Genomic DNA, 24,723 nt, shown 5'->3' on the forward strand with positions numbered 1-24,723 from the left:
GAATAGTAAAGAGAGGGATAAAGATGGGAATAACAGGCCATAAAATTTCGTCCATCCGAGCATACGTCGTAGAGGGTGGTGGTGCCGATTATCATGATCAGGGCCAAGAACATTGGATTGTTCAACAAATCTCTACTCCGATGAGTATTTACCCTGAATATAAGGAAACTCGTACTAGCTTTGGTATCAATGCTTTAAAAACTATTGTGGTCGAAGTAGAAGCTGATAATGGCGTAGTAGGTTTTGGTATTTCTACTGGAGGTTATCCTGCTGCCTGGTTAGTTATGAATCATTTGGATCGTTTCATTGTGGGTCAACCTGTAGAAAATGTGGAAAAAATGTGGGATCAAATGTATCGTGCTTCCATGTATTATGGACGAAAAGGGATCGTGATGAATGCCATTTCTGCTGTAGATTTGGCTTTATGGGATTTATTGGGACGTCTACGCGAAGAGCCTATCTATTCGATGATTGGTGGAAAGGTACGCGAAGAGCTAGAATTCTATGCGACAGGACCTCGTCCGGACTTGGCAAAAGAAATGGGGTTTATTGGTGGTAAATTACCGCTTGTCTACGGTCCTGCTGACTCGGAAGAAGGGTTAAAGAAAAATTTAGAACAGGCTGCTGAAATGAGGAATCGTGTAGGAAAAGACTTTTGGTTAATGTGGGATTGCTGGATGTCATTAGACCTTCCGTATGCTCAAAAGTTAATGCAAGGGTCTGAAGATTTAGGATTCAAATGGGTGGAGGAATGCTTCAATCCTGATGACTATTGGAGCTATCGTGATTTAAAGAAACGTGCTGGGAACAACATAATGGTGACAGGCGGAGAACATGAAGCAACCCGTTACGGATTCCGCTTATTAATGGAGTATTGCGATTTGGATATTATACAGCCTGACGTTGGTTGGTGTGGCGGTTTAACTGAACTCATTAAGATTGGTAACTTGGCAGAAAGCTATGGAAAGTTAGTTATTCCACATGGCAGCGGAGTCTATAGTCATCATTATGTTACTACGAAAGTAAACAGCCCATTTACAGAGTACTTAGTCATGAGTCCAGATGCGGACCATATCGTTCCTCAATATTATCCACTTATCAAAGATGAGCCAATTCCAGTGAATGGTAAATTAAAAGTTAGCGATGCACCAGGATTTGGTGTGGAATTAAATAGAGAAGCAGGATTGGTAGAGGTAGTAAAAGGTCAGAAGTTATAAAAATAAAAAAGGGAGATGAAAAACGGCTATTTTTCATCTCTCATAAAATTAAAACGATATATATTATTATAACGAAAAATCAGATCAAAAACGACTGAATCCTCTAAAAATAGAGGATTCAGATACTAGAAGATTAGAGTTATGTGAATTAGATTCAAACACCCGAAAATTGTCAGTTAATTGAAAGCGTTTTCTGTGATTAAAACAGGATATAAAGCCAAAAATACGAATTTTTATAACTAAACACATACAAGTAGCCCATTTCAAATAAAGGGGGATTTTCTATGAGTGAGAACAAAGTGCATGCACAGCGATGGTGGCGCGTTCTTCCATTACTATTTTTAATGTACGCAATTGCCAATATTGATCGTAACAATATAGGGTTTGGTTTTGCTGGAATGGAGGAAGATTTAGGAATTGGTGCAACCTATGCAGGTCTTGCTGCAGGTATTTTCTTCTTTGGTTATATGATATTACAAGTTCCTGGTGGTCATCTAGCGAAAAAATGGAGTGCAAAGAAATTTATTGCCTGGTCACTTTTTGCGTGGGGAATAGCAGCCACGTCAATGGGCTTTGTAAATAGTTTACCAATGCTCCTTATTGTTCGGTTCTTAGTTGGGGTGACAGAAGGCGGTGTCTGGACTGCAACGCTAATCTTAATCTCTAAGTGGTTCCCATTAAAGGAACGTGCCCGTGCAAATGCTATTTTTATTATGTGTACACCATTCGCTGCCATTATCATGTCACCAATGTCTGGTTTTCTTTTGGACCAATTTGACTGGCGAGGTATGTTTATCATTCAGGGACTGTTGCCATTTATATTTCTTCCATTTTGGCTGTGGTTACTTGCAGAAAAACCAAATGAAGCAAAATGGATTTCCAAGGAAGAGAGGGATTATTTAGAAAAAACAATCGCAGAAGAACAGCAAGACGAAAAAGGAGTTACTGTAAGTTTTCGAGAAGTTTTTAAAAATAAAAGTTTCTGGTTGCTTATGGGTTTTTATTTCCTGATACAGATGGGGTTCTATGGATTTTCTTTATGGTTGCCAACTATTACAAAACAATTATCAGGTGGAAGCGATACTTTAGTTGGTCTTTTAACAGCCTTACCATGGCTAGCTTCCATAGTAGGGTTAATACTTTTCCCTCGATATAGTGATAAACATGAAAAGCGTAAAGGACCAATCGCTTTATCAGTTGGAGGTGGAGCCACGTTCTTGCTGTTATCGGCATTACTTGGCAACGTAAACACAACACTTTCCTTTATTTGTTTAATTCTATGTATGGGCTTTTTATTGGGATACCTGGGGATTTTTTGGGTCATACCACCAAAAATTCTTCCTGATAGGTTAGTAGGAGCTTCACTTGGCGTTATAAATATAGCCGGGGCTCTTGGTGGATTCTTAGGACCATTCCTCGTAGGGTATATAGCATCTTTAACTGGTGTTGCAATGTCTGGTATGTTCTTCCTAGTAGCTGCACTTTATATTGCGACATTTTTAATACTAATTGTAAAGGACGAAAAACAACAGATTAAATCCCGTGAGATTATTACTGGTTATAGTGATGTAAAAGAAGGGATTTAATACGAAAATTTTTTTATAAGAGCATAGGGTTATACAGCCTATGCTTTATATCCTTTATAAAGCATAGGCTGTTTTAAGTGAAGTCGATATTTCTAACTAACAAGGCAGAGAATAACATGATTGTTTTCAGTTTCAAAAGTTCCTTATTGTTTTTTGGTAAATATCACTCTTGTTAGATAGGCCTAGTCTGCTTTATAAAGGTAAAGGAAATCTTTATCTCCTTTTGAATAAATAGCTATTATACAAATATTCAATTCTGTAAATCTACAAAAGATACAAAAGAAATTTCCAGGCAATATTAGTTTCTTTTTAAATAAAATATGGAAACTTCAATTCTCTTACACTGCCACGGTACGATTGGGAGTGGTATTTTGTATACAAAGCCCACTGAAGCAGGAATGACGAACTTTCCTTCTGACCCTGCCACAAATGCTTTCATCAGCGAGTTCAATCCATCTCTAAATAATGTCACCTAAAGCCCTCGAATATTGTTTTGATGTTAACCCTTATTGAAATACATCTTACTTGACTACTGATATATGTTATATGATTAACAGTTAACATAATACAGATTATAAACAGTCAATAACAACCATCTATGATTGTTTAAGACAAGTTTTGTTAGAAAAATCCGTACAAAAAAGGGGTGATTTACACCTCTTTTTCTTTATATCAAGTTTTCCTCACCTGTTTCAATGGCAGTCTTTCTTATTTTCTTCTTAATGATTGACGGTCCTCACTTCTTGGTTCATTTATCACCTCCCTTTCAGAAGCAACTTATACCTTCACAGCTACCGTAATACTGCCTTTTATTGTAAGAAGGAATTCATACTAAAAAAGCGAAATTTTAAATACTGCTTTGATTTAATAAAGGTAAATAAATAGAAGATTTTGCTTTAATAAATCGCAAGTCACCTATTGCTTTTTGATGCCTTTTACGTATTCTATTGTTTCAAAAAAATGCATTAAGGAAAGCTATTAATTAATTAAAAAGGAGTTATCCTATGCAAATAATTCAAGAAAAAATGTCGCGACTCTTTGAAATTAATCGTAGTCTAACTCAATCCCTTCATTTAGAGGATGTCCTGAAAAAGTTAGTGGAGGCTGCGTTTGATTTAATGAATAATGCCGATACCATCATACTTTACAATTTGAAGGAAGATGGCTTACTTCATTTTGCCCAAGGTGTGGGGGTGAATGAAAAAGTGATGTGTCATGTGAAGTTCGAACCTGGAGAATCATTAACAGGTAAAGTATTTCTTTCTAAAAAAGGTGTTATTTGCTCTGGAGAAGATATAAAGGTGCATATGAACAGCATGTCTAAAACAAATTATGATTTCTTTTTTAAAGGAATATATCAGCGAGAGGTAAAGAGTGGAATAGTTGTACCGCTTTTGTATAAGGAGGATTGTATCGGCGTTCTAGTTGTTGATAATTTTAATGAGAATAACGTTCAATTTTCTCAAGCTGAGATTCAAATTATTGAGATTATTGCCGATCAAGCGGCTATTGCGATTATGAATTCAAAGCTATATCACCAAGTGAAAAGCAAAAATGAGGAATTAAGCTATTCGCTGGATGTCCATAGAAAATTCACTAAAATTCTTCTCGAAGGAAAGGGATCGAAGTTTATACTTGATACCATTAGCCGAATCCTCAGCACTTCAGTTACCTATTCAGAATCTAAAAATAATCACCCTTATTTCTTCCCAATAATTAATTCGAATGAAGTATTTGGTTACTTAGTGCTTCTTAAACCAATTGAAAGTTTGTCTAACATCCAGAAATCAGCTTTGGAACACGCTGCCACAGCTATGGCTCTTGAATTTGTAAAACAGAATACTTTGTTTGAAAAAGAATTACATGTAAGAGAAGAAATGTTTCAAGAAATAATAAGTGGCATCCGTGCGGAATCGGGTTTAAAAATCATGAAAAAATTCAAGTTTCATGAAAATAGTAAGATAGCATGTATGATTGTGGATAGTAAGGATGGTTATCTTTGGGATATGGACACGATTTTACAAAAAGAAAATTTAATTCGTTCTATTGAAAAAAACCTTTTAAAATACTGCAAAACAAATGTCGTCTTTACGAAGGCTTTCCAATTGGTCATCCTACTTTCACCCGAGAGGAATCTGAACTATAAAAAGTTGGCTGAAGACATTGAAGAAGGGATTATTAACAAAAACCAGTCGATTGCTATTGGAATGGGCAGAGATGTTCCTATATCAGAAATAGCAGATTCCTATAAAGAGGCAACTGAAGCTGTTGCTTTTTGCAAAAGTTTAAAGAATAAAAAGTTTGTAACCTATTCAGAGTTAGGAGTGGAAAGGCTTTGGTTAAATACTAACCCATTCCTCTTGAGAAAGTTTGCACACGATAAAATAGGAAGGCTATTAGAGATGGAGAAAGAGTATATCACCACATTGAACGTTTTCATTTCCAATAATAAAAGTCACAAAAGAACAGCTGCCTCGTTACATATTCACCCCAATACACTAGCATATAGGCTTAAGAAAATAGAGAGGAGACTAGGTATCGACTTCCATTGTGAAGAAGATTGGATAAACATTGTTCTTGCATTACAGATTTCAGATTATTTAAACTGTTAATTGTGGAGAGATACAATAATTAATAAAGATTTTTGTTTACTAACATGTATACTGAAAAAATTCTGAATTTTATAATTAGTGTAACTTTTTATAAGAAGGAGAGATTCAGATGGCTATTCATGTTAATAACAAAAGCAGTATCACAGAAAATGGTCAGAATATTAAAACGTATAAAAACTATATTAATGGTGAATGGGTTACGTCGGTTACGGGGGAAACATACCATAGCCTTAATCCTGCGAATACTGAGGAAGTATTAGGCTATTTTCAAAAATCAAACCAAATCGATGTTCAAAGAGCAGTAGAAAGTGCTAAAAAAGCTTTCCCTGCATGGGCAAGTACTTCACCTATTAGCCGTGGTGATGTTCTGTTTCAATTAATCTACTTATTAGAGCAAGAAAAGGAAATCCTTGCAGAAATTATTACGAAAGAAGTAGGGAAAACAATTGCAGCTTCTCGTAATGAAGTGAAAGCGACGATACTTGCATTAAAGCATTTTTCTGGAGAAGCAAACCGCTTATCAGGTGAAACGGTTCCTGCGATAGATCCAAATACTTTTGCCTGTACAATTCAGGAACCGCTAGGAGTAGTCGCTGTGGTAACACCATTTAATTTCCCACTCGGTATTGCTATTTATAAAATTGCCCCATCTATGTTGGCTGGAAATACGATTATATATAAACCAGCAAGCGACACATCTCTCATTGCTGTGAAAATTGTTGAGTTATTCGTAAAGGCAGGTATGCCGAAGGGTGTTCTGAACTTGATTACAGGGCCTGGTTCCATTGTTGGTGAGGAGTTTGGCACCAATCCCGATATCAAAGCAGTTTCATTTACAGGATCTTCTGATGTAGGAATACATCTTGGAAAACTGGTAACTTCCCGTGGAGGAAAAATGCAGGCTGAAATGGGAGGGAAGAATGCCACAATTATTCTGGAAGATGCAAATATAGAGGAAGCAGTTAAGAGTATTGTCATCAGTGGCTTTTATAATAACGGGCAAAGCTGTACAGGGACAAGCCGTGTTATTGTCCCACGAACTATCTCACAGAAGGTAATTGACCTTTTAGTAGAGAAGGCTAAACAGATTAATGTTGGGGATGGTTTTATAGAAAGAAATGATAATGGTGCAGTAGCAAATAAGCATCAATTAGACACATACCTTTATTATGTAAATAGTGCTATTTCTGAAGGGGCTGTTCTTGAATATGGTGGTAATCAACTAACAGATGGAGATAAATCGAAAGGTTATTTTGTTGCTCCAACTGTTTTTAGCAAGGTAACAAAGGATTTCACTATTGCGAAAGAAGAAATTTTTAGCCCTGTAGTTGCGGTAATGGAAGTAGACAACTATGAGGAGGCCATAGAGCTTGCGAATGATACTGTGTTTGGATTGTCTTCTGCAATCTTTACAAATGATCTTCAAAAGGCATTCTACTTTATTCGGAAGATTGAAACTGGTGTGACCCATGTTAATATTCCATCCAATCATTATGAGAATCAACTTCCTTTTGGCGGGAAAAAAACTTCGAGCATTGGTCCTCGAGAACAAGGTAGCAAAGCATTGGATTTTTGGCTCGAAACAAAAACCGTCTATATTAAACCATAAAAATCTTTATGATTAGTAAGGAAGTGGATGAAATGAAAAACATAGGAATAATTGGTTGTGGCGCTATGGGGAAAGGGATTGCCAAGAATCTTGTAAATAAGGGTTATAAAGTGTTCGCTTATGATCGTAATCAAAGTGTATTAGAAAAATGTGTGGAACTAGGGGTACATCCAGAAAACTCACCATTTGAAGTGGGAGAAAAAACCGAATTGGTGATTACTTCGTTACCTGGGCCGAGTATTGTGGAAGAAGTTTTGCTAGGTGAAAATGGAGTCTATTCATCTATAAAGCCTGGCAGTTTTGTATTGGATATGAGCACAATCGATCCAAAGACAGCAAAGAATTTATATAAGAAAGCAAAGGATAAGGACATCCATTTTTTTGACTGCCCATTGAGCGGAGGTCCAAAAGGTGCTGATCAGGGAAATTTGACAATCATGGTCGGTGGGGATGAAGAATATTTAGCAGACATTAATCCAGTCCTGGAAAGTGTGGGTAAAGATATATTCGTGCTTGGCTCTTCTGGTTCAGGTCAGGTGGCTAAGTTGTGTCATAATATGCTGGTTGCTTCTATTACAGCAGGATTAGGAGAGGCATTTGCAGTAGGAGAAAAGGCAGGTATTTCCCGAGCACAGCTGGCAGATGTCATTCAAAGTGGCTCTGCACATAATCGAGTTTTATCAGTGTTTGGAGAGAATATACTTGAAAATACCTATGGGAATGTGCTTTTCAGCCTGTCACATATGAATAAGGATATCCATTTATTCACGGAAACAGCCAAGCATTTCAACCAAGATTCACCTATTGGAATATTAGTGAGTAACATCTACCAAAAAGCCATAGATCAAGGAAAAGGAGAGCTGGATACTTCAGCAGTATGTCAATCTGTTTAACCACTCATAACTAAGTGGAAATTTTGCTTGGATGAAAAAGGGGCGTGTAAAGATATGAACCAAATGAAAAACATAAAGATTCACCTTATTGTATTAGTTTTGGTGATTTTTACAGAATTTATCGGCGTTCATAAATTTGACATCGGAATAGGGGTTTTAGCTTTATTTCCAATGCTTTATGCAATGATATTGGGAGCCATCATTAGTTGGCCATCTTTAAAGCTATTAAAAGAAAAGGAAATGAAAACAGCTTCGCGTATCTTAGAAATTGCTTTTCTCCTATTTGTTGCAAAATTGGGAACGATGATGGGACCATCACTCTCTCAACTTGCAGATGCAGGATTGCCTCTTATCCTTCAAGAAGCAGGGCATTTTTTAGGAACCATTGCTCTTGGACTGCCAATTGCCCTATTGATCGGAATGAAAAGAGAAGCGATTGGAGCTACATTTTCAATTGACCGTGAACCAAACTTAGCTATTATTGCGGAAAAGTACGGAGCAGATTCACCTGAATCTAGGGGAGCTCTAGGTGTATATATCTGTGGAACATTATTTGGAGCTATATATTTAGCATTATTTGCTGGTCTCCTAGGGAACCTAGGCATTTTTCATCCTATCGCTTTAGCAATGGGTGCTGGCGTTGGATCAGGAAGCATGATGGCTGCAGCCACAGGTGCTTTGGCTGTCGTATTCCCAGAACAGGCCAACGAAATTGCTTTATTTGCGGGTGCAGCTAATATTATGACGATTATTATAGGCACGTACGTTTGTATATTCTTTTCACTTCCTGTTACAGTTCGTTTATACAATTGGCTTGAACCGAAGTTTGGTAAGTTTAAAAAAAGCAATCAAAATGCAAGTAGTCATGGGGAGGAAAAAACCTTATGAATATGAAACAGCAAATATCTATAATTTCTCTTATCGGAATAATCGCATTATTAGGCAATTGGGTGGGGTATGGTATTTCTCCAAAAGATAGCTTACCGGGAATGCTCATTGTCATGGTGATCACAGCAGCAGGATTGGCTCTAACAAAGGTTCTACCATTTAAGCTACCTGCTGTCGTATGGATATCCCTTTTTGCTCTTCTAGTAACATCCCCTATTTTTCCAGGCAATGCTATTTTTGCAGAAGCAACAGGGAAACTAGAATTTATGGCTCTTGCAACTCCTATATTGGCATATGCAGGGTTGTCATTTGGGAAAGATATTCAGGAGTTTAAAAAGCTTGGTTGGAGGATTGTCGTCATATCACTTGTTGTTTATACCGGAACATTTTTATTTGCTACAATATTTGCAGAAATTGCTTTTAGACTTACAGGAAAGTTTCATTAGGATAAGTAGATGTGGTTACGAATATGGATTTAAAAACGGGAAAGTCAATGGAAACCAAGCTTTTGAAGAAGAATTAAGCGAAAATGAGTTTAAAGGCGCCAAAAAAGCTATTTATAAATAATCTATCACTCGTATTAAGAGATGCCGTGCATACATTATAAAAAATCTTTAAACACTGGTATACTAAAATTCCCATTAATATCGGCAATCAAAAAGCCCTAGGAAATCTTAAGGGCTTTTCTGGTTTTAGCAAATTTATTCATAAAAATAAATATTTTATTAATTTATATGTATAAAAGAATGATTGATTGGAAATTATATAAAGGGGGAAAAATAGTGTCGAGAGAAAGTAAATTAACGTTGTCTGATTTTGTTAAAAACGATCGATTTGAACTAAACTCTTGCCTTACATATTTATTCCATCAATTTTATGGTAATGTTCCGGATCAGTCGGATGATAAAATGGTAAAATAATAGAATAACCAATAAAGTAAACTGAAAAGGCAAAATAGTAAAGATTGAGAAAATAGTATAAGCGACCTTGTTATTCAAATTAGAATTAACAAGGTCGCTTATTTTTGTTATAAACTTTTTTTAATCTGTTTAGTCGATATAGCACTGGTTACCGGTAATCTGCCAAGGTTTTGAGGGCATTGAAAAGGTGTACCTTCCTATATGTTAAGAAAAATATAGTTATATGGGTATTCATTTAATATCTTTATACATTAAATAAATGAGAGTTAATTGACCTTCCAGTGTCATTCAACTCCCTCATTACAATTATTCTCCTATATAATAAATTTAGCCTACATGAGGTATTGTAAGCTAGATAATTGATAAATGATTATATTTATTTTATTATTTAAACATTCCTCACAGTATATTTATTTAGCATGGCTGAAAAATCGCAATTTGACAAAGTCGGATTGTACATTTCGCATTTCTGATTCAGTATAAAGAAACGGATAACCGAATTAGTATGTTTTTGGGTTTCCAAGAAATATGCAGGAATAGGTGTATATTAAACAAATGATCAAAAACTAAGATAGCAAGGCTAACTCATATTACATCTAAGTAAACGATCAAATACAAAAGAAAAGCTACAGATGCTTCCTGAGATTATGAAATTTTGCAATAGGATGTGAAAAAAGAAAAGTTTAATAGAATATGACTGTTTTTACAGAAAGGCGAGAAAAACTTGAACCAATTTACTGAAAAAAGACGATTACAACTTGCTTTACTTTTAGGATCACTTGCACTTTTAGGCCCTTTTACAATAGATATGTATTTGCCTTCATTCCCTACTATTGTAAAAGAATATAGTACGACTGCATCTTTAGTGCAAATTAGTTTAACTACCTGCCTATTAGGTCTAGGCTTGGGGCAATTAATTATTGGTCCAATGAGTGACGTTCTCGGACGCCGTAAACCACTGCTTATTTTTCTCATCATGTATTTACTGGCTTCCGTAGTATGTGCATTTGCACCGAATATTTATTTCTTCATCGGGGCTCGCTTTTTACAAGGCTTTGCAGCTGCAGGTGGACTAGTTATTTCAAGGGCCATTGTTCGTGATGTTTATAGTGGCAGGGAACTGACCAAGTTTTTTGCTTTATTGATGGCCGTAAGTAATCTCGGTCCTATTATTGCACCTATAGCAGGAGGCAGTATCCTCTTCTTTACAAATTGGGCGGGGGTATTTATTGTTTTGGCTTGTATTGGTATGGTGCTGTTTTTGATTATTTCATTGAAACTAGAAGAAACATTGCCAATTGAAAAGCGTATACCAAGTAACTTTATTCAAGTATTGAAGAACTTTGGTTCCTTATTAAAAGATCGTCAATTCACAGGGTACGCACTTACACAAGGTTTTATCATTGCAGGAATCTTTGCTTACGTATCTGGTATTCCTTTTGTCTATCAGAATATTTATGGTGTATCACCTCAAGTATTCAGTCTCTTATTTGGAGTGAATGGGATTGCCTTAATAATTGGAAGCCAGATTGTTGGCCGCTATTCAGATGTCATACCAGAGAAAACTTTTTTGAAGATAGGTTTAATTCTTTCTAACACAGCAGGTGCTGTATTACTAGGAGCACTTCTTATAAAAGCACCGCTATTTGCTATCGCCATTCCTATATTCTTTTTAGTATCCTGCATCGGGATTATTGCTACGACATCTTTTTCATTAGCGATGGAATCACAAGGACATATTGCGGGAAGCGCTTCGGCACTATTAGGTGTACTCCCATTTATACTTGGCTCATTAACAGCTCCACTCGTCGGAATAGCAGGAGAATATTCAGCCATTCCAATGGGTGTCACTATCTTTTTAGCAAGCTTTATGGCCTTTCTATCCTATTATGGATTAGTCCGAAAAGCTTCTGTTGCCGTACAAACTTCAAGATAATGTCAGGGAGCTATCAAAAATTAGAAAATGTATGATCGTATGAATATGATTCAATTAAAAAAATTCATATAGCAAACCTCAGTAGTAACAATGTTTCCATCATTAGTGGAATTACTAATACAGTCATTTCTACCGTTTCAGTGGGTTCTAACCCAACGGCTGTGGGCGTGAATCCTTTAACAAAAGTGATTTATTTGGCAAACGAGGGCAGTATCAATGTTTCTGTCATTAGTGGAAATACAAATACTGTCATTCCTAACTTTTTGGTGTTATCCCAAGTTGATTAGGGGTGAATCCTTAAATAAATAAGTTCATGGCCTTTCCTTGCCAGCTCACCACATATTCGTTTTAAATTTAAGTGAAAAAAAGGCGATTTCTTTATTAGTAAAGTGTAACAGAATGGAAAAACATAGGTAAAAGAACTCTCCGGATATCTGGAGGTTTCTTTTACGATTAATTCTAAATCCCAATAATAGCGAAGAATGTATAATCTGCACAAATTTTGCATTATTTTGTAAAGTAATTGAAATGTAATTACAACATTGCTGTTATTTAATGATGCTAATATTAAGAAAATAGCAAGTTAGTAATATGGGGGTAAAGAATGAAAAAATTAATAGCATCATTTGTCTTAACCGGCGCTTTATTAAGCAGTCCAATTGTTGGTAGTGCTGCATTGGGTGACCAGACATTAAAAAGTGGGATGTACCATTCTGATGTAAAACAATTACAAGAAACATTGAAAAAAAAGGGTTACTTTACTAATAAATCAACAACTACATATTTTGGACCTATTACAAAAAGCGCTGTTATTAAGTTCCAAAAAGCTAAAGGATTAAAAGCAGATGGAATAGCAGGTAAAAATACATATAAAGCTCTAGGGAAACAAGCAAGTCAACCAGTTTATAAGTCCAATATCGTGACTACTGCAAAAAAATATTTAAATGTACCCTATGTTTGGGGCGGAATGTCTCCAAAAGGGTTTGATTGCAGCGGATACTTAAATTATGTTTTTAATGAAAGTGCAGGTAAAAAGCTTCCTAGAACAGTAGCAGATATTTATAAGCAGGGGGTTAAGGTTTCTTCACCTCAGGTAGGAGATTTAGTATTCTTTGAGACATATAAGCCAGGGGCTTCTCACGCAGGCATATATTTAGGGAATAATCAATTCATTCATAGTTCTTCTTCTAAAGGTGTAAGTATTACTTCAATGAACAATTCCTATTGGTCTGAGAGATACTTAGGGGCTAAAAGATATTAAGAAAAAAAGCGCAGTTTGCATTGCAATAGAATTAAATAGTCAAAGAAATACTTATTGATTTCCCTTCAAATAGATTTTTAATTAAACTGAATAGTATTAATAGAAATTCAAATGCTAACCATATTAATATTTGGTTAGCTTCACGCGAACCGTATATAGGCAAAATTAAGTCGGCCATTTCGGCCAGATTACTGTTTTGGCTGCTTGAAATAGCCGCAATTTTGATTCCCTGTCGTTTCGAGATCTGAGCGTTTGATAATACATAGAATGACTCACCAGATCTTGAGAATACAACATGGTTTTAAGGATTTAGAGAAAGTAGAGGATTTAATCTTAACGACTAAAACCAAATTTTTGGAAACGCTTAAAAAGCGTCTTAATTGGGTTTATTATGTCTTCAAAACTCTGGATCCTTATATGGTGCAAATCTGTTATCCAGAAAAAAGTCTGATGAGTGATCCTCATCAGACTTTTTTGATGGTATATAAGTTTTTTTCGTAAAGTTAATAAATACATGTTAGACTTCTTATAAAGAAACTACAATTGCTAATACAGCCATTTCCAACTTTAAGTAGTAATTTAGCTAATATTTCCCAAAACTACTTGTAAACAATCATTGAAATTAAGGGAAATAAGGCTTAAATAAGACAAAAAAGGAGAAAATACAAAGATGAGTGAATCAATTAATTTACATAGAGACGCGAGAGACATGTTAATGGCAACAAGCCGGACCTTCTTTATCCCTATTAGTCTTCTATCGCCAGGATTAAGAGAAACTGTTACATCCGCCTACTTATGCATGAGAGCTATTGACGAGATTGAAGATCATCCTCAACTCGATTTCGAAACCAAAAGTAATCTATTACGTTCAATCAGTCAACTCTTGCAAAAACCCTTTAATAACAACGAGTTAATGGATATTTTTCATCCGTACAACTCCCTTCTCCCGGATGTTACCTTACGTCTTGGTGATTGGATCAAGCTTTGTCCACCGACAATTGTAGAGAACGTTTTGAATGCAACATCCACTATGGCGAAAGGGATGGGGGACTGGGTTTTAAAAGAGTGGCGGATTAAGAATGAAGAGGATTTGAATCAATACACATTCTACGTGGCTGGTTTGGTTGGAGTCATGCTCTCAGATATTTGGAAGTGGTATGATGCTACTGAAACAGATGAGTCTCTAGCCATAGCCTTTGGCCGTGGTTTACAGTCCGTCAATATTCTTCGTAATCGTGCAGAGGATTTAGAGAGAGGTGTAGATTTCTTTCCCGATGGGTGGGAGCTAGAAGATATGTTTATGTACGCCCGACGTAATCTAGCTCTTGCTGACGTTTACTTGGAGAATATTAAACCTGGTCCAATCCTTAATTTTTGCAAAATCCCGATAGCACTTGCACATGGTACGCTTGACGCTTTAACAGAGGGAAAGGAAAAAATGAGTAGAACTGCCGTAACTGAAATAGTGAATCAAGTAGTAAGCAAACAATAATATTCCATGTACTAAGGGGCATAGTTTATTGTGTTGATTATGCTGTTCCATCTTAGATACTCACTAGGGAAACTAAGGGCACAAATGCTAACGATTAAGGTGGTTTTCCATTTATACACAAAAACAATAAGCCCCCACTTGCCCTAAGGGGTTATTGTTTTTGCTAAATAATTTATGTTTTTCCCCTGCCCTTGGAAGCTTTCCCATACCATGTGTCTACAGTATAAGGCCTCTTATTTCTTCGTCATGCCTATCCATGGGGCGGAGGCCAGTTTTGCTAACCTAATTTATTGGCAGTTTACATAATACAGATTTTAAACAGCAAATAAATTTTAAAAGAGCAGTGAGAACTGCTCTTTTTTTGTTGAAAAGTCAGAAGCTCATCATAACGAAAAAACGCTAAGTGGGAAGAGTGGGTATCTTATACCTTTCACCGTATTCTGCTTTTGTTCGCCTCAAGCTAAATTTAAAATCAATTTACTTTTATCCATTAAACAATCCTTTACCTTTGGGAAATGCTATGCTCTTACGTTCGAATTCATATATGGTTATTCGCACTATGTTTCAGTATCCATAAAAATTTTTGAAACATTGACTGCTTCCTCATACTGCTCAGTTTCCACGTTATAGTTATATAATTGCTTGGCATACTTGTTTATGTACATCGTATTATTGTATGACTGGAAATAGGGTAGGGCATCCCTCTCTATAAAGCTGTAATACTGATCGAGTTTATCCTCTATACGATAGATGAGAAGCTGGAATAATGTTTTGAATAAACGGTTGTCCAATTCTATTGCCCTGGTTATCCCTTCCTTAGCCTTTTTCAGCATAACTGTTTTCCGCAACAGCTTTCCTGCCAAGCAGCTTTCCAAATAATTGTACAAGTACATAAGGTATGAATAGGAAGAGTAAGTTATTACTCTGAATGAATAGGTACCAGTGACGCATTATGATGACGTCGCCGGTACCTATTAAACTTCATGTCTATGTTCTATGGGAAAAGCAGGAGGAAAGAAGTTGGTAATGTGTTAGTTCTGAAGAGATAGGGTAAATAATTAAGGTAATTAAATAAAGCAATAATATGTCTCTATACTTCAGATCAAGGAGAGGTTGTTATGATTTATAAGAGAATATTAGTAGCGATTGATGGTTCAGAGGGAAGTAAGCAAGCGTTACAGCATGCAAATGAGCTGGCAAGGAACAATGGGGCAGAATTGACATTGATTCATGTTAAGAACGAGACCCATCTGCCGCTTTATGGTGGAGTATACCCCGTAAGTGAAGCTGGCACTCAAATTATTCAGGAAGAAGTAGAAAGAGCTGAAGAAGTTGAGATAGGTAAAGGTGAAGCTATAATTAGAAAAGCTAAAGACGAAATATCTCCTGATATTAAGGTTACTACAGCCCTATTAGATGGTGACCCATCAGCATCCATTTGCGGGTATTCAGAAAAGAACAACATTGACCTTATCGTTATGGGAAGCCGAGGACTAAGTGGAATAAAGAAGTGGGTCTTAGGCAGTGTCAGCCAAAAAGTATTATCAGAGGCCACACAGGCAGTTCTTATCACTAAGTAAAGTCAAGATTTCATCAGTAAGCGAAGCCTAAACAGCTTCGCTTACACCTTCTTCATTATGCATTCCATATATATGATGTAACCTTTACCGTCATTGGATGGAGCAAAGATCTGATGTCAGTTGTCTTCCGTCAAAGCAATAACTTCGACTTCACATAATACACCTTTAGGCAGTTCTTTAACTGCTACACAAGAACGTGCCGGCTTATTCGCAGTGAAGTATTGCTCATACACACTGTTAAAGTCTGCAAAATCAGCCATATTAGTTATAAAGCAAGTCGTCTTAATCACAGTATTAAATGAAGCATTGCCTTCTTCTAAAACAGCTTGTACATTTTTCATGAATTGATGTGCTTGCTCAGTAATCTCTCCATCTACTACTTCTCCTATTTTTGGATTAACTGGGATTTGGCCAGAAGTAAAGAGTAATTTATCTAACTTTATTGCTTGAGAGTAAGGGCCAATTGCTGCTGGTGCTTCATTAGTGAAAATTGTTGTTAACACGCTTCATTCTCCTCTTAAAGTTAATGATTAATATTATTTTCAAGATAATCTAAAGCTCTTTTAAATCTCTGTAATCCATCGATTACTTTTGAAGATGGGCATCCCACATTCATACGTAAGAATCCTTTTCCGTCTTTTCCGTACATTTCTCCCGGCATGATGGCTACTTTACCATGATGAATTAGTGCATCTTGCAGTTGTTCATCAGAATATGGCAGCTTAGATATGTCAATCCAAGCTAAATAGGTTGATTCAGGAATTTCTAAATGGGCAGAAAGGATATGGGTATCAAGAAAGCTCTTCACTAGTTCCATGTTTTTTTCAATATAAGTGTTTAAATCATCCACCCATTGACCACCGTTATGATAAGCAGTCATTAGCCCAATTGCACCTAGAGTACTCGTTGAAGAAAGTCCATCTATATTCTTCAAGGTTTTGAGGTAACGCTCCTTTAATTCTTGATTGGGAATAATCGCATAGGATCCTCCTAATCCAGGTGTATTGAATGTTTTACTGGCTGACGTACAGATACACACATGATCTAGATTTTCTGCAACATCTACAATTGGAACATGCACATTAGGCTTGCTTACAATATCCATATGAATCTCATCGGAAATCACATATACCTGATATTTCTTACAAAGTGCAATTATTTTTTTCAATTCTTTTTTTGACCATACACGTCCTGTCGGATTATGAGGACTGCATAATAGAAAAACTTTTGCACGAGGATGTGCAAGCTTTTTCTCTAAATCCTGAAAATCAATGAAGTAAGTGTTATTTTCATAGAGCAGCTTGTTCCCAGAAAAAACTCGCTTATTGTCTTCTACTAGTTTAAAGAAAGCATCATAAGCTGGAGTTTGAACAACGACATGATCTCCCTCTTCTGTCATGTGTTCGATTAGCTTTGAAATCGTATAAATAACTGTAGGACTATATATAATCCAATCCTCTTTAATTGAGGTAGAAAATCTCTTTAGGTACCATTGTTGAATTGCACCTTTAAATTCCTGATGATTCCATCTCGTATATCCAAAAATCCCATGGTCTACACGTTTTTTTAATGCCGTTAGTATTTCGGGCGGACATAGAAAATCTGTATCTGATATAGAGAATGGCAAAAGGTCCTTTTCTCCAAATCGATCTTCAATATAGTCCCATTGAGTGCAGTAGGTACCTAATCTATTTACTACTTCATCAAATGAATATTTCATTTTAATCAAACCTCATCTTTATGCTAATTTGTCTAATTGAGTTTTAACAGAAGCTACTTGTGTTCCAATAATAACCTGTACATTATGTTCATCTAGTACAACAACACCAAGTGCTCCACACTCTTTTAAGGTGGGTTGATTTACTTTATTCATATCTTTCACGACAAGACGTAAACGAGTAATGCAGTTATCTAATGACTCAATATTTTCTTTTCCGCCTAACGCACTTAAAATTCTTTCAGCATCATATTTCCCTTTTTTCTTATTAGTAATTATTTCTTCACTAATTTCTTCGGTTACTTCTTCACGTCCAGGAGTTTTCAAATTGAATTTTGTAATTGCGTAACGGAACACTGTGTAATAAATAGCAAACCACACTATCCCTACAGCAAGTACGAGATACCATTTAGTATAGGTGCCTTGTAATATCCCGAAGATTAAAAAGTCTAATACGCCGCCATCTGTGTTGCCAATAACCACTCCAAGTAAAGACATAACCATAAATCCTAATCCTGTCAGGACTACATGAATTCCATATAACACTGGTGAAACGAACAAGAATAAAAATTCAATAGGTTCTGTAATTCCGGTTACAAAAGCAGCAAGAACACCAGAAATTAATAGACCTTTAATTTTCTTTCGGTTCTCAGGTCGAGCAGTATGATAGATAGCTAATGCAACTGCTGGTAATCCAAACATAAATGATGGCATTTTACCTTGAGATAAAAAGGCTGTTACTGAAGGACTAATTGCTTCTCCACTTTTTAACTGGGCGTAGAAAATATTTAATGCACCGGAAATCGTTTGACCATCAACAATTTGCGTACCGCCTGCTTCTGTAAAGCGAATCATCGCTACAAGAATATGGTGTAATCCAAACGGAAGCAGCAATCTCTCCCCAGCACCGAATAAGAATGGGCCAAATGCGCCCGATTTTTGAATGATTGACCCTACTCCTGCAATCCCCAATGCAAATATTGGCCAAATGATTGGAAGCAGAATCCCAACAAACGCTAATGTCAGAGAAGTAATAATTGGAACAAAGCGTGCTCCTCCAAAAAATGCAAATGCGTCTGGTAACTGGATATCGTAAAACTTATTGTGTAGCAGATAAACGATAATCCCAACAATAATTCCTCCAAGGACTCCCATTTCTAAGGTTTGAATCCCCATTACCATTCCTTGTCCAGTCTCACGTAACTTTTCTGCTGTAGCAAGCTGATTGGTTTCAGTTAAATAAAAGTTAATAGATAAATGCATGATCACATAACCGATAAATCCAGAAAAAGCAGCTACACCTTTTTCATACCTTACAAGCCCCAATGGAATAGCCATTGCGAATAATACTGGTAAGTAGGTGAATGCAAAACCACCGATTGTAGACATAAAACTAAATAGTATTTGTAAAATAGGATTTCCTAAAAAGGGGATGGTTTCAATCGTTGTTGGGCTTGTAAACGCACTTCCAACCCCTAACATTAATCCCATGAATGCTAATAATGCCACAGGCAGCATAAAAGTTTTCCCTAAGCCTTGAAAGAACTCCCAAAAATTCGATTTCATGCTTTTCTTTTTCATACTGGACTCTCCTTTTTTCAACATCAGGTTGCGAGCAAGCTGCTCATGTAAGCTTTCTATCAACTTACGGATATAGCATAGCTTTATTAGCATTGTGTTGCAATCGCTTTCATGTTTGTTGTACACAGTTACTTTTTTTGTAACGAGCTTACATATAAAAAGAGTATGGAAGTTCTGAAATCTCCCTCATATTCTTTAACTCACCTCAAAAGAGGAGGGGAGATAAAGTCTGCAAGTTTTAAGTTTTGTTCCTTAGCCTTCATAAAAAAAAGTTTCTAGCATTTACTAGAAACCTCTTACTACTAATGATTCATATATGTCAGGATAATGAAATCCAATATAATGCTTAACGGAAATCTCGAACTCATATCTAATTCACCATAATATCCGTTTGTAATATGTGCATGAAAAGTGATATCAACTTCTTGCTGCAACCGGCTATTTCGTCGGCCAACGACTGCTATTGTCTTTACGTTTTTCTCTTTTAATATATTTGCAAACTCTAGTATATGTAATGTTTCTCCACTATATGATACTAAAATGGCTAAATCATTTTCAGATAAACTATTGGCCACGCATCTTAGTTCATCCCAATCTTCACGTGCACTACAGATTCTTCCTGAAAAGGTAAGCTTTCTAGCAGCTTCCACACAAGTTGGAAGTGATGCCCCAACCCCAAAAAACTCAACATAATTACTTTCTTTAATATACGCTGCAGCTTTTTGAATCTTTTCTTCATTGATATTCTTTAAGGTTTGATCCATTTCTTTTTTTACTCGATCTATCTGAGTCAATATCGTATTTGAAGAAATAATATTTTCATCATCTTTATCATAATCAACGTATTTACTTAACGTGTATTTTAAATCTTGGAATCCCTCGTAGCCTAACTGCTTACACGTTCTGCTAATCGTTGCGGTTGATACAAATAATTCTTTGGCAAGATCATTCACATTGGACTGAACAACGAAATTCGGGTTTATTAAAATATGGTCTAATACCTGTTTCTCTAACTGGCTTAATTGATCTCTGCGTTGAGATAGACGCTTTAAGAATGTTTTCATTGTTCATCACCACTCTATATTGTTCCTTATACTATAGCATATCCATGAAACTCAAAAACAGCAGGATTGGGGTAAAAAAAGGAATACAGGAGGTTTTATTTAAACGTGGCTGGACAAGTGGTAAAAAAGCTAAGTTATAAAAATATGCAATTCCAATTTACATAATAATACAGATTATAAACAGCAAATAAATTTTACTAAATATTATGTTAAGGTCAAATTGATTGACTTTATTAGAAAGCATGTGTACAGTAAATATTAAATTAATAGGAAGACCACTAGGGGAGCCATTTTATGGCTGAGACAGGAGTTATCCTGGACCCTTTGAACCTGATCTAGTTCATACTAGCGTAGGAAAGTGGAGTCAGTGTATGAATATATACAATTATTCTGCCGCTCCATTTTTGGAGCGGTTTTTTCGTATTCAATTATAGTCGCTCCCTATAGTGTCTTCCCGTTATAACCAATAAGGGGGCTAAATGTATGAGTTTTTCAGCAGAACTAAGAAAGGAAGCAAATCCCATCTTTGATGCGATTTTCGAACATCCTTTTGTCAAAGGAATCGCCAATGGAGGATTAAAAAAGGAACAATTAATTCATTATGTTAAACAGGACTTTGAATATTTGAGTTCCTTTATCAGAATCTATGGAATAGCGGTCTCGAAGTGTGAGAATCGTGAAGATATGGATATGTTTAATCAGCAAATTTCATTTATATTAAAAAGTGAAATCCATCCACATAATAACTTTTGTCAAGTAGCGGGTGTTCCATATGAGGTATTACAAGGATATCCGTTATCACCATCTTCACTTCATTACATACGTCATATGCTTACAGTTGCTCACGAAGGAACATTAGGGGAAATTTTAGCTGTCTTATTACCATGTCCGTGGACATATTGGGAGATTGGCAAAAGAATATTAAATGAAGTTAATCCAGATCGCTCTCATCCATTTTATGATTGGATAAATTTTTATGGTAATCGTACAAATTCGATCACAACTAAATTTTGTGCCCGTATAGATGAGTGGGCAAAGGAAGCAACAGAGAGAGAAAAAGAAAAGATGAAAGAACATTTCTTAATAAGTTGTCAGCTTGAATATATGTTTTGGGATATGGCCTATAAACTCGAAGAATGGCCTGTGAAAATGGAGGTAGTAAAGTGATGAGCTGGAAGATGAAAGAAGTAGTTCTTGCTGTCATTCTAGCGGTGGCTTGTGGAGTTATTTATTTAGGATGGTCTACTCTTTGGATTCCGATTTCCGCTATTGTGGGGCCGGTGGGCGCAGGTTTTATGTTTGGGATTTGGGTGATTGCTAGTCCAATAGTAGCGTATATTATCCGAAAACCGGGTGCGGCCCTTATTGCAGAGGTTGCAGCGGCAGCAGTAGAGTTATTAACAGGAAGTCATTTTGGTCTATCGGCCCTTTTAATTGGTGTCTTTCAAGGTATGGGTTCAGAAATCGCATTCGCGATATTCAGATATAAACGCTACAACCTATTTACATTAATGCTATCTGGGGCTCTTGCAGCGGTTGGAAGCATGATCTATAACTTAATTGCCAACGGTTTTGGATATTACACGACAGAAGTATTTTTTGTTACGTTAGTAATTCATGTGATAAGCGGAATTATTCTCGGTGGTTGGTTAGCGAAAGTAGTCGTGGACTCACTCGCAAAAACAGGTGTTTTAGAACAATATGAAATTATGAAGGATAAAAGGAAAAGGGAAAACTTAAATGGAAATGTTTCTGGGATGTAAGGATCTGTCTATTCGCTTTTATAATCGTTCTGAAAAAATACTCAGTAGTATTACATTGTCAATAAATAAAGGGGAGAAAGTATTAATACTGGGGCCTAGCGGGAGTGGGAAATCTACTTTGATTTCCGCTCTTGCAGGTATTATCCCTGAGCATATTGAGGCAGAAGTAAGTGGTGAAGTATTCCTCAGGAAAGATGCCGGCGTTATGTTTCAAGATCCTGATTCTCAATTTTGTATGCTTCATGTGGGTGAAGAGATTGCTTTTAGTCTCGAAAACCGATCTATTCCGCGAAACGATATGGACAAAATGATTACTGACTTGATGGATAAAGTAGGGCTAAAGATTGATAAGAAAACACCAATTGAAACATTATCCGGTGGTATGAAACAAAGATTGGCATTAGCTTGTTTATTAGCATTAGAACCAGAAGTCTTGTTCTTTGATGAACCAACAGCCCAATTAGACCCTGCTGGCAGGAACGAGATATTTGATTTATTGAATCAAATTTCCCAAAAGACAAACCAAACAATGGTTTTTGTAGAACATGTATTAGACGGCTGCATTGAATGGATGGATAGGGTCGTTATCATAAATGAAACTGGGCGTATTATCGGGGATGGGAAGCCAAAAGAGATTCTGCTGAATTTTAATAATCAAATGAAAGAAGCTGGTATTTGGCGGCCGAAATTATTTCCGGAAAAATGGAAGGAAGTTGTTCATAATAGTTCACACCCGCTATCTATCAAACTTTCAAATATGATAGAAACGAAGTCAATAGTAAAAACCAAAGAATACAAAAAAGAGGATATTTCTATCAGCATCGAAAATGTTGAAATTGGTTATAGGAAGAAGGCAATAGTGAGAGACATTAATATAAGAATCCATAAAGGGGAATGGATTTCGATCGTCGGTGAAAATGGAAGTGGGAAAAGCACCTTCTTAAAAAGTCTTATTCGCTTGGAGCCAATTAAAAAAGGGAAAATTCACTTTCAAGATACTGAACTGAAAAAATGGTCAGATCGAGAATTATATGAAAAAGCTGGCTTTGTTTTTCAAAATCCAGAACTTCAATTTATAACGGATACTGTATTTGAAGAAATTGCCTTTGGCGGCCGACAAAGAAATTGGCCTGAAGAGCTAATTAATACAAAAACAAACCAATTACTGCAGGAGTTTGGATTGGAATCTTATCACAATGCTCACCCTTTTACATTGAGTTTAGGACAAAAACGGCGGTTAAGTGTTGCGACTATGTTGTTGTTTGATCAAAATTTATTATTACTTGATGAACCAACTTTCGGTCAGGATGAAAAGACAGCCAGAGAGCTTATTAAACGCCTAAAAGAGAGACAGGAACAGGGAACAACCATTGTAATGGTGACTCACGATATGGATTTAGTTGATGATTTTTCAGATAAAGTAATTCTCTTCAACAAGGGGAGAGTGACATATCAAGGGACACCTTATCGTTTGTTTTCTGATCAAAATCTTTTATGTGAAAGTGCGTTAATTCCGCCGCTCCATTACCAATTGATGCATGCACGAAAGGAGAGTATTTATTATGAAGTCTAACCATTCATTCCTCGCTACTCTAAATCCTTCATGCAAATTACTTTCCCATTTTTTGATTATGTTTATATTAATGACAATTTCACATCCAAAAGTTACTTTTTTGATATGGTTTTTTGCGGTATTACTCGGGATTTTTTTAGGCGGATGGAGAATTTCCTTCCTCATGAAAAGGCTTTTTCCTTATTTAGGTTTTTTTATTCTTGTATTTTGGATGATGGCAGCTTTTGGTGAAGGGCAAGAAACAATTTGGAAATGGGCCTGGTTCCATATCACCCAAGAGAGTATGAATCATGGCTTAACTTTAGCTTTACGTATGTTAGGGTTTGTAACGTATGGATTATTATTCACCTCTACAACAGACTTAACTTTGTTCATTATGAGTTTAATTCATCAATGTAAACTTTCACCTAAATGGGCGTATGGGCTATTAGCGGGGTTCCGCTTTATCCCATTATTCCAATCTGAACTAAACCAAATGAAGACTGCTCATAAAGTAAGAGGCTATAAGCAAAAAAATAGTTGGAAAGCTTTTATGAGGTACTCTTTACCACTGTTTACTCAAGGAATACGAAAATCAGAACGAATTGCTATAGCAATGGAAGCACGTGGATTTACGGGTACAAGACACAGAACGTATTATCAAACAACTAAAATAGTAACAAAAGACTGGGTCTATTTATTTTCTTTGTTAATAGTTGTACTGGGGATTCATATTTTTATTGAATAAAGTTAGTTATTCCATTAATGGACACCATTCTTGAATAGGGGTGTTTCTTTTTATTAGGGGCTTTAATGGAATATCCGCATAAATCTAAATAAACGCAAACAAGTCAAAAGACCCGTCAATGACGAGTCTTTTTTGTATTTAACCTAAGACAATTACAATGTCAAAACCAATCTCATTTCTCTTATTAATTTTGAAAAAACATCTCAAACGGAACTCTTTAATCTTTATAGGAGCTGCTTTTTTCTATGTCATTAAGAATATGGAGTTATTTATACAATTTCAGGGATTATGGAGCAAGAAAGGT

Annotated in this window: 21 protein-coding genes, 1 pseudogene and 1 riboswitch; of the genes and pseudogenes, 16 read left to right on the forward strand and 6 right to left on the reverse strand. The window is 36.1% G+C overall.

Annotated elements, in window-relative coordinates; all coding sequences use genetic code 11:
• The first annotated feature begins 23 nt into the window (after positions 1-23).
• The 10 genes from rhmD to QFZ72_RS06920 all read left to right on the forward strand — a co-directional run bounded on the left by rhmD (position 24) and on the right by QFZ72_RS06920 (position 12,922).
• Positions 24-1,217, forward strand: coding sequence for an L-rhamnonate dehydratase (gene rhmD / locus QFZ72_RS06875; protein ID WP_307431153.1), 1,194 nt, complete (start codon positions 24-26; stop codon positions 1,215-1,217).
• A 284-nt stretch (positions 1,218-1,501) separates the two neighbouring features.
• On the forward strand, positions 1,502-2,803 hold the full coding sequence (locus tag QFZ72_RS06880) for an MFS transporter (RefSeq protein WP_307431156.1): 1,302 nt from the start codon (positions 1,502-1,504) through the stop codon (positions 2,801-2,803).
• Positions 2,804-3,807: 1,004 nt separating this feature from the next.
• Complete coding sequence (locus tag QFZ72_RS06885) at positions 3,808-5,415, forward strand: helix-turn-helix domain-containing protein (RefSeq protein WP_307431159.1); 1,608 nt, start codon at positions 3,808-3,810, stop codon at positions 5,413-5,415.
• A gap of 109 nt (positions 5,416-5,524) precedes the next feature.
• Positions 5,525-7,024: an aldehyde dehydrogenase family protein gene (locus tag QFZ72_RS06890; RefSeq protein ID WP_307431162.1), complete on the forward strand. Its 1,500-nt coding sequence runs from the start codon at positions 5,525-5,527 to the stop codon at positions 7,022-7,024.
• Between the two features lie 32 nt (positions 7,025-7,056).
• The gene (locus QFZ72_RS06895; protein WP_307431164.1) at positions 7,057-7,917 is read left to right on the forward strand and encodes an NAD(P)-dependent oxidoreductase; all 861 of its coding nucleotides are present in this window, start codon (positions 7,057-7,059) and stop codon (positions 7,915-7,917) included.
• 54 nt (positions 7,918-7,971) lie between these two features.
• Positions 7,972-8,805: a DUF3100 domain-containing protein gene (locus QFZ72_RS06900; RefSeq protein WP_307431167.1), complete on the forward strand. Its 834-nt coding sequence runs from the start codon at positions 7,972-7,974 to the stop codon at positions 8,803-8,805.
• Positions 8,802-9,251, forward strand: a complete 450-nt coding sequence (locus QFZ72_RS06905; RefSeq protein WP_307431170.1) for a hypothetical protein — start codon at positions 8,802-8,804, stop codon at positions 9,249-9,251. Before QFZ72_RS06900 ends, QFZ72_RS06905 begins: the two co-directional genes overlap by 4 nt.
• A gap of 1,198 nt (positions 9,252-10,449) precedes the next feature.
• Entirely contained in the window at positions 10,450-11,661 is a 1,212-nt protein-coding gene (locus QFZ72_RS06910) for a multidrug effflux MFS transporter (protein ID WP_307431173.1), read from the forward strand.
• 68 nt (positions 11,662-11,729) lie between these two features.
• A complete protein-coding gene (locus tag QFZ72_RS06915; RefSeq protein WP_373464668.1) occupies positions 11,730-11,948 on the forward strand; it encodes a YncE family protein in 219 nt (72 codons plus the stop codon).
• Between the two features lie 317 nt (positions 11,949-12,265).
• The gene (locus QFZ72_RS06920; protein ID WP_307431176.1) at positions 12,266-12,922 is read left to right on the forward strand and encodes a C40 family peptidase; all 657 of its coding nucleotides are present in this window, start codon (positions 12,266-12,268) and stop codon (positions 12,920-12,922) included.
• Positions 12,923-12,953: 31 nt separating this feature from the next.
• On the opposite strand, the pseudogene QFZ72_RS29420 reads toward QFZ72_RS06920, so the two are convergent.
• Positions 12,954-13,205 (reverse strand): annotated as a pseudogene (locus QFZ72_RS29420) (SIS domain-containing protein); the annotation flags it as partial.
• A gap of 387 nt (positions 13,206-13,592) precedes the next feature.
• On the opposite strand from QFZ72_RS29420, the gene QFZ72_RS06925 reads away from it, so the two are divergent.
• Positions 13,593-14,414, forward strand: coding sequence for a squalene/phytoene synthase family protein (locus QFZ72_RS06925; protein ID WP_307431178.1), 822 nt, complete (start codon positions 13,593-13,595; stop codon positions 14,412-14,414).
• 557 nt (positions 14,415-14,971) lie between these two features.
• Here QFZ72_RS06925 and QFZ72_RS06930 read toward each other — a convergent pair.
• On the reverse strand, positions 14,972-15,262 hold the full coding sequence (locus QFZ72_RS06930) for a hypothetical protein (protein ID WP_307431180.1): 291 nt from the start codon (positions 15,260-15,262) through the stop codon (positions 14,972-14,974).
• Positions 15,263-15,532: 270 nt separating this feature from the next.
• Here QFZ72_RS06930 and QFZ72_RS06935 point away from each other — a divergent pair, with 270 nt between their 5' ends.
• Positions 15,533-15,994: a universal stress protein gene (locus tag QFZ72_RS06935; protein ID WP_307431183.1), complete on the forward strand. Its 462-nt coding sequence runs from the start codon at positions 15,533-15,535 to the stop codon at positions 15,992-15,994.
• A 116-nt stretch (positions 15,995-16,110) separates the two neighbouring features.
• On the opposite strand, the gene QFZ72_RS06940 is transcribed toward QFZ72_RS06935, so the two are convergent.
• The 4 genes from QFZ72_RS06940 to QFZ72_RS06955 all read right to left on the reverse strand — a co-directional run bounded on the left by QFZ72_RS06940 (position 16,111) and on the right by QFZ72_RS06955 (position 20,356).
• Positions 16,111-16,497 (reverse strand): RidA family protein, encoded by a 387-nt coding sequence (locus QFZ72_RS06940; RefSeq protein WP_307431185.1) that lies wholly within the window; start codon positions 16,495-16,497, stop codon positions 16,111-16,113.
• 20 nt (positions 16,498-16,517) lie between these two features.
• The gene (locus QFZ72_RS06945) at positions 16,518-17,714 is read right to left on the reverse strand and encodes a MalY/PatB family protein (protein WP_307431188.1); all 1,197 of its coding nucleotides are present in this window, start codon (positions 17,712-17,714) and stop codon (positions 16,518-16,520) included.
• 18 nt (positions 17,715-17,732) lie between these two features.
• Positions 17,733-19,292 carry a maltose/glucose-specific PTS transporter subunit IIBC gene (gene malX / locus QFZ72_RS06950; RefSeq protein ID WP_307431190.1) on the reverse strand — a complete coding sequence of 520 codons (1,560 nt, stop codon included), beginning with the start codon at positions 19,290-19,292 and terminating at the stop codon, positions 17,733-17,735.
• Positions 19,293-19,594: 302 nt separating this feature from the next.
• Entirely contained in the window at positions 19,595-20,356 is a 762-nt protein-coding gene (locus tag QFZ72_RS06955) for a MurR/RpiR family transcriptional regulator (protein ID WP_307431193.1), read from the reverse strand.
• Positions 20,357-20,626: 270 nt separating this feature from the next.
• Positions 20,627-20,730: riboswitch (TPP riboswitch) on the forward strand.
• A gap of 109 nt (positions 20,731-20,839) precedes the next feature.
• Between QFZ72_RS06955 and tenA the strand changes: the two genes are divergently transcribed.
• From tenA to QFZ72_RS06975, 4 genes are read left to right on the forward strand one after another with little or no spacing between them, the layout of a single operon-like run.
• Entirely contained in the window at positions 20,840-21,523 is a 684-nt protein-coding gene (gene tenA / locus QFZ72_RS06960) for a thiaminase II (RefSeq protein WP_307431195.1), read from the forward strand.
• Positions 21,523-22,119 (forward strand): ECF transporter S component, encoded by a 597-nt coding sequence (locus tag QFZ72_RS06965; protein WP_307439632.1) that lies wholly within the window; start codon positions 21,523-21,525, stop codon positions 22,117-22,119. The genes tenA and QFZ72_RS06965 overlap by 1 nt, the downstream gene beginning before the upstream one ends.
• Positions 22,097-23,692 (forward strand): ABC transporter ATP-binding protein, encoded by a 1,596-nt coding sequence (locus tag QFZ72_RS06970; RefSeq protein WP_307431198.1) that lies wholly within the window; start codon positions 22,097-22,099, stop codon positions 23,690-23,692. Before QFZ72_RS06965 ends, QFZ72_RS06970 begins: the two co-directional genes overlap by 23 nt.
• Positions 23,682-24,419, forward strand: a complete 738-nt coding sequence (locus QFZ72_RS06975; protein ID WP_307431200.1) for an energy-coupling factor transporter transmembrane component T family protein — start codon at positions 23,682-23,684, stop codon at positions 24,417-24,419. Before QFZ72_RS06970 ends, QFZ72_RS06975 begins: the two co-directional genes overlap by 11 nt.
• Positions 24,420-24,723 lie beyond the last annotated feature (304 nt).

The organism is Bacillus sp. V2I10 (assembly GCF_030817055.1).
Taxonomy (GTDB): domain Bacteria; phylum Bacillota; class Bacilli; order Bacillales; family Bacillaceae; genus Bacillus_P.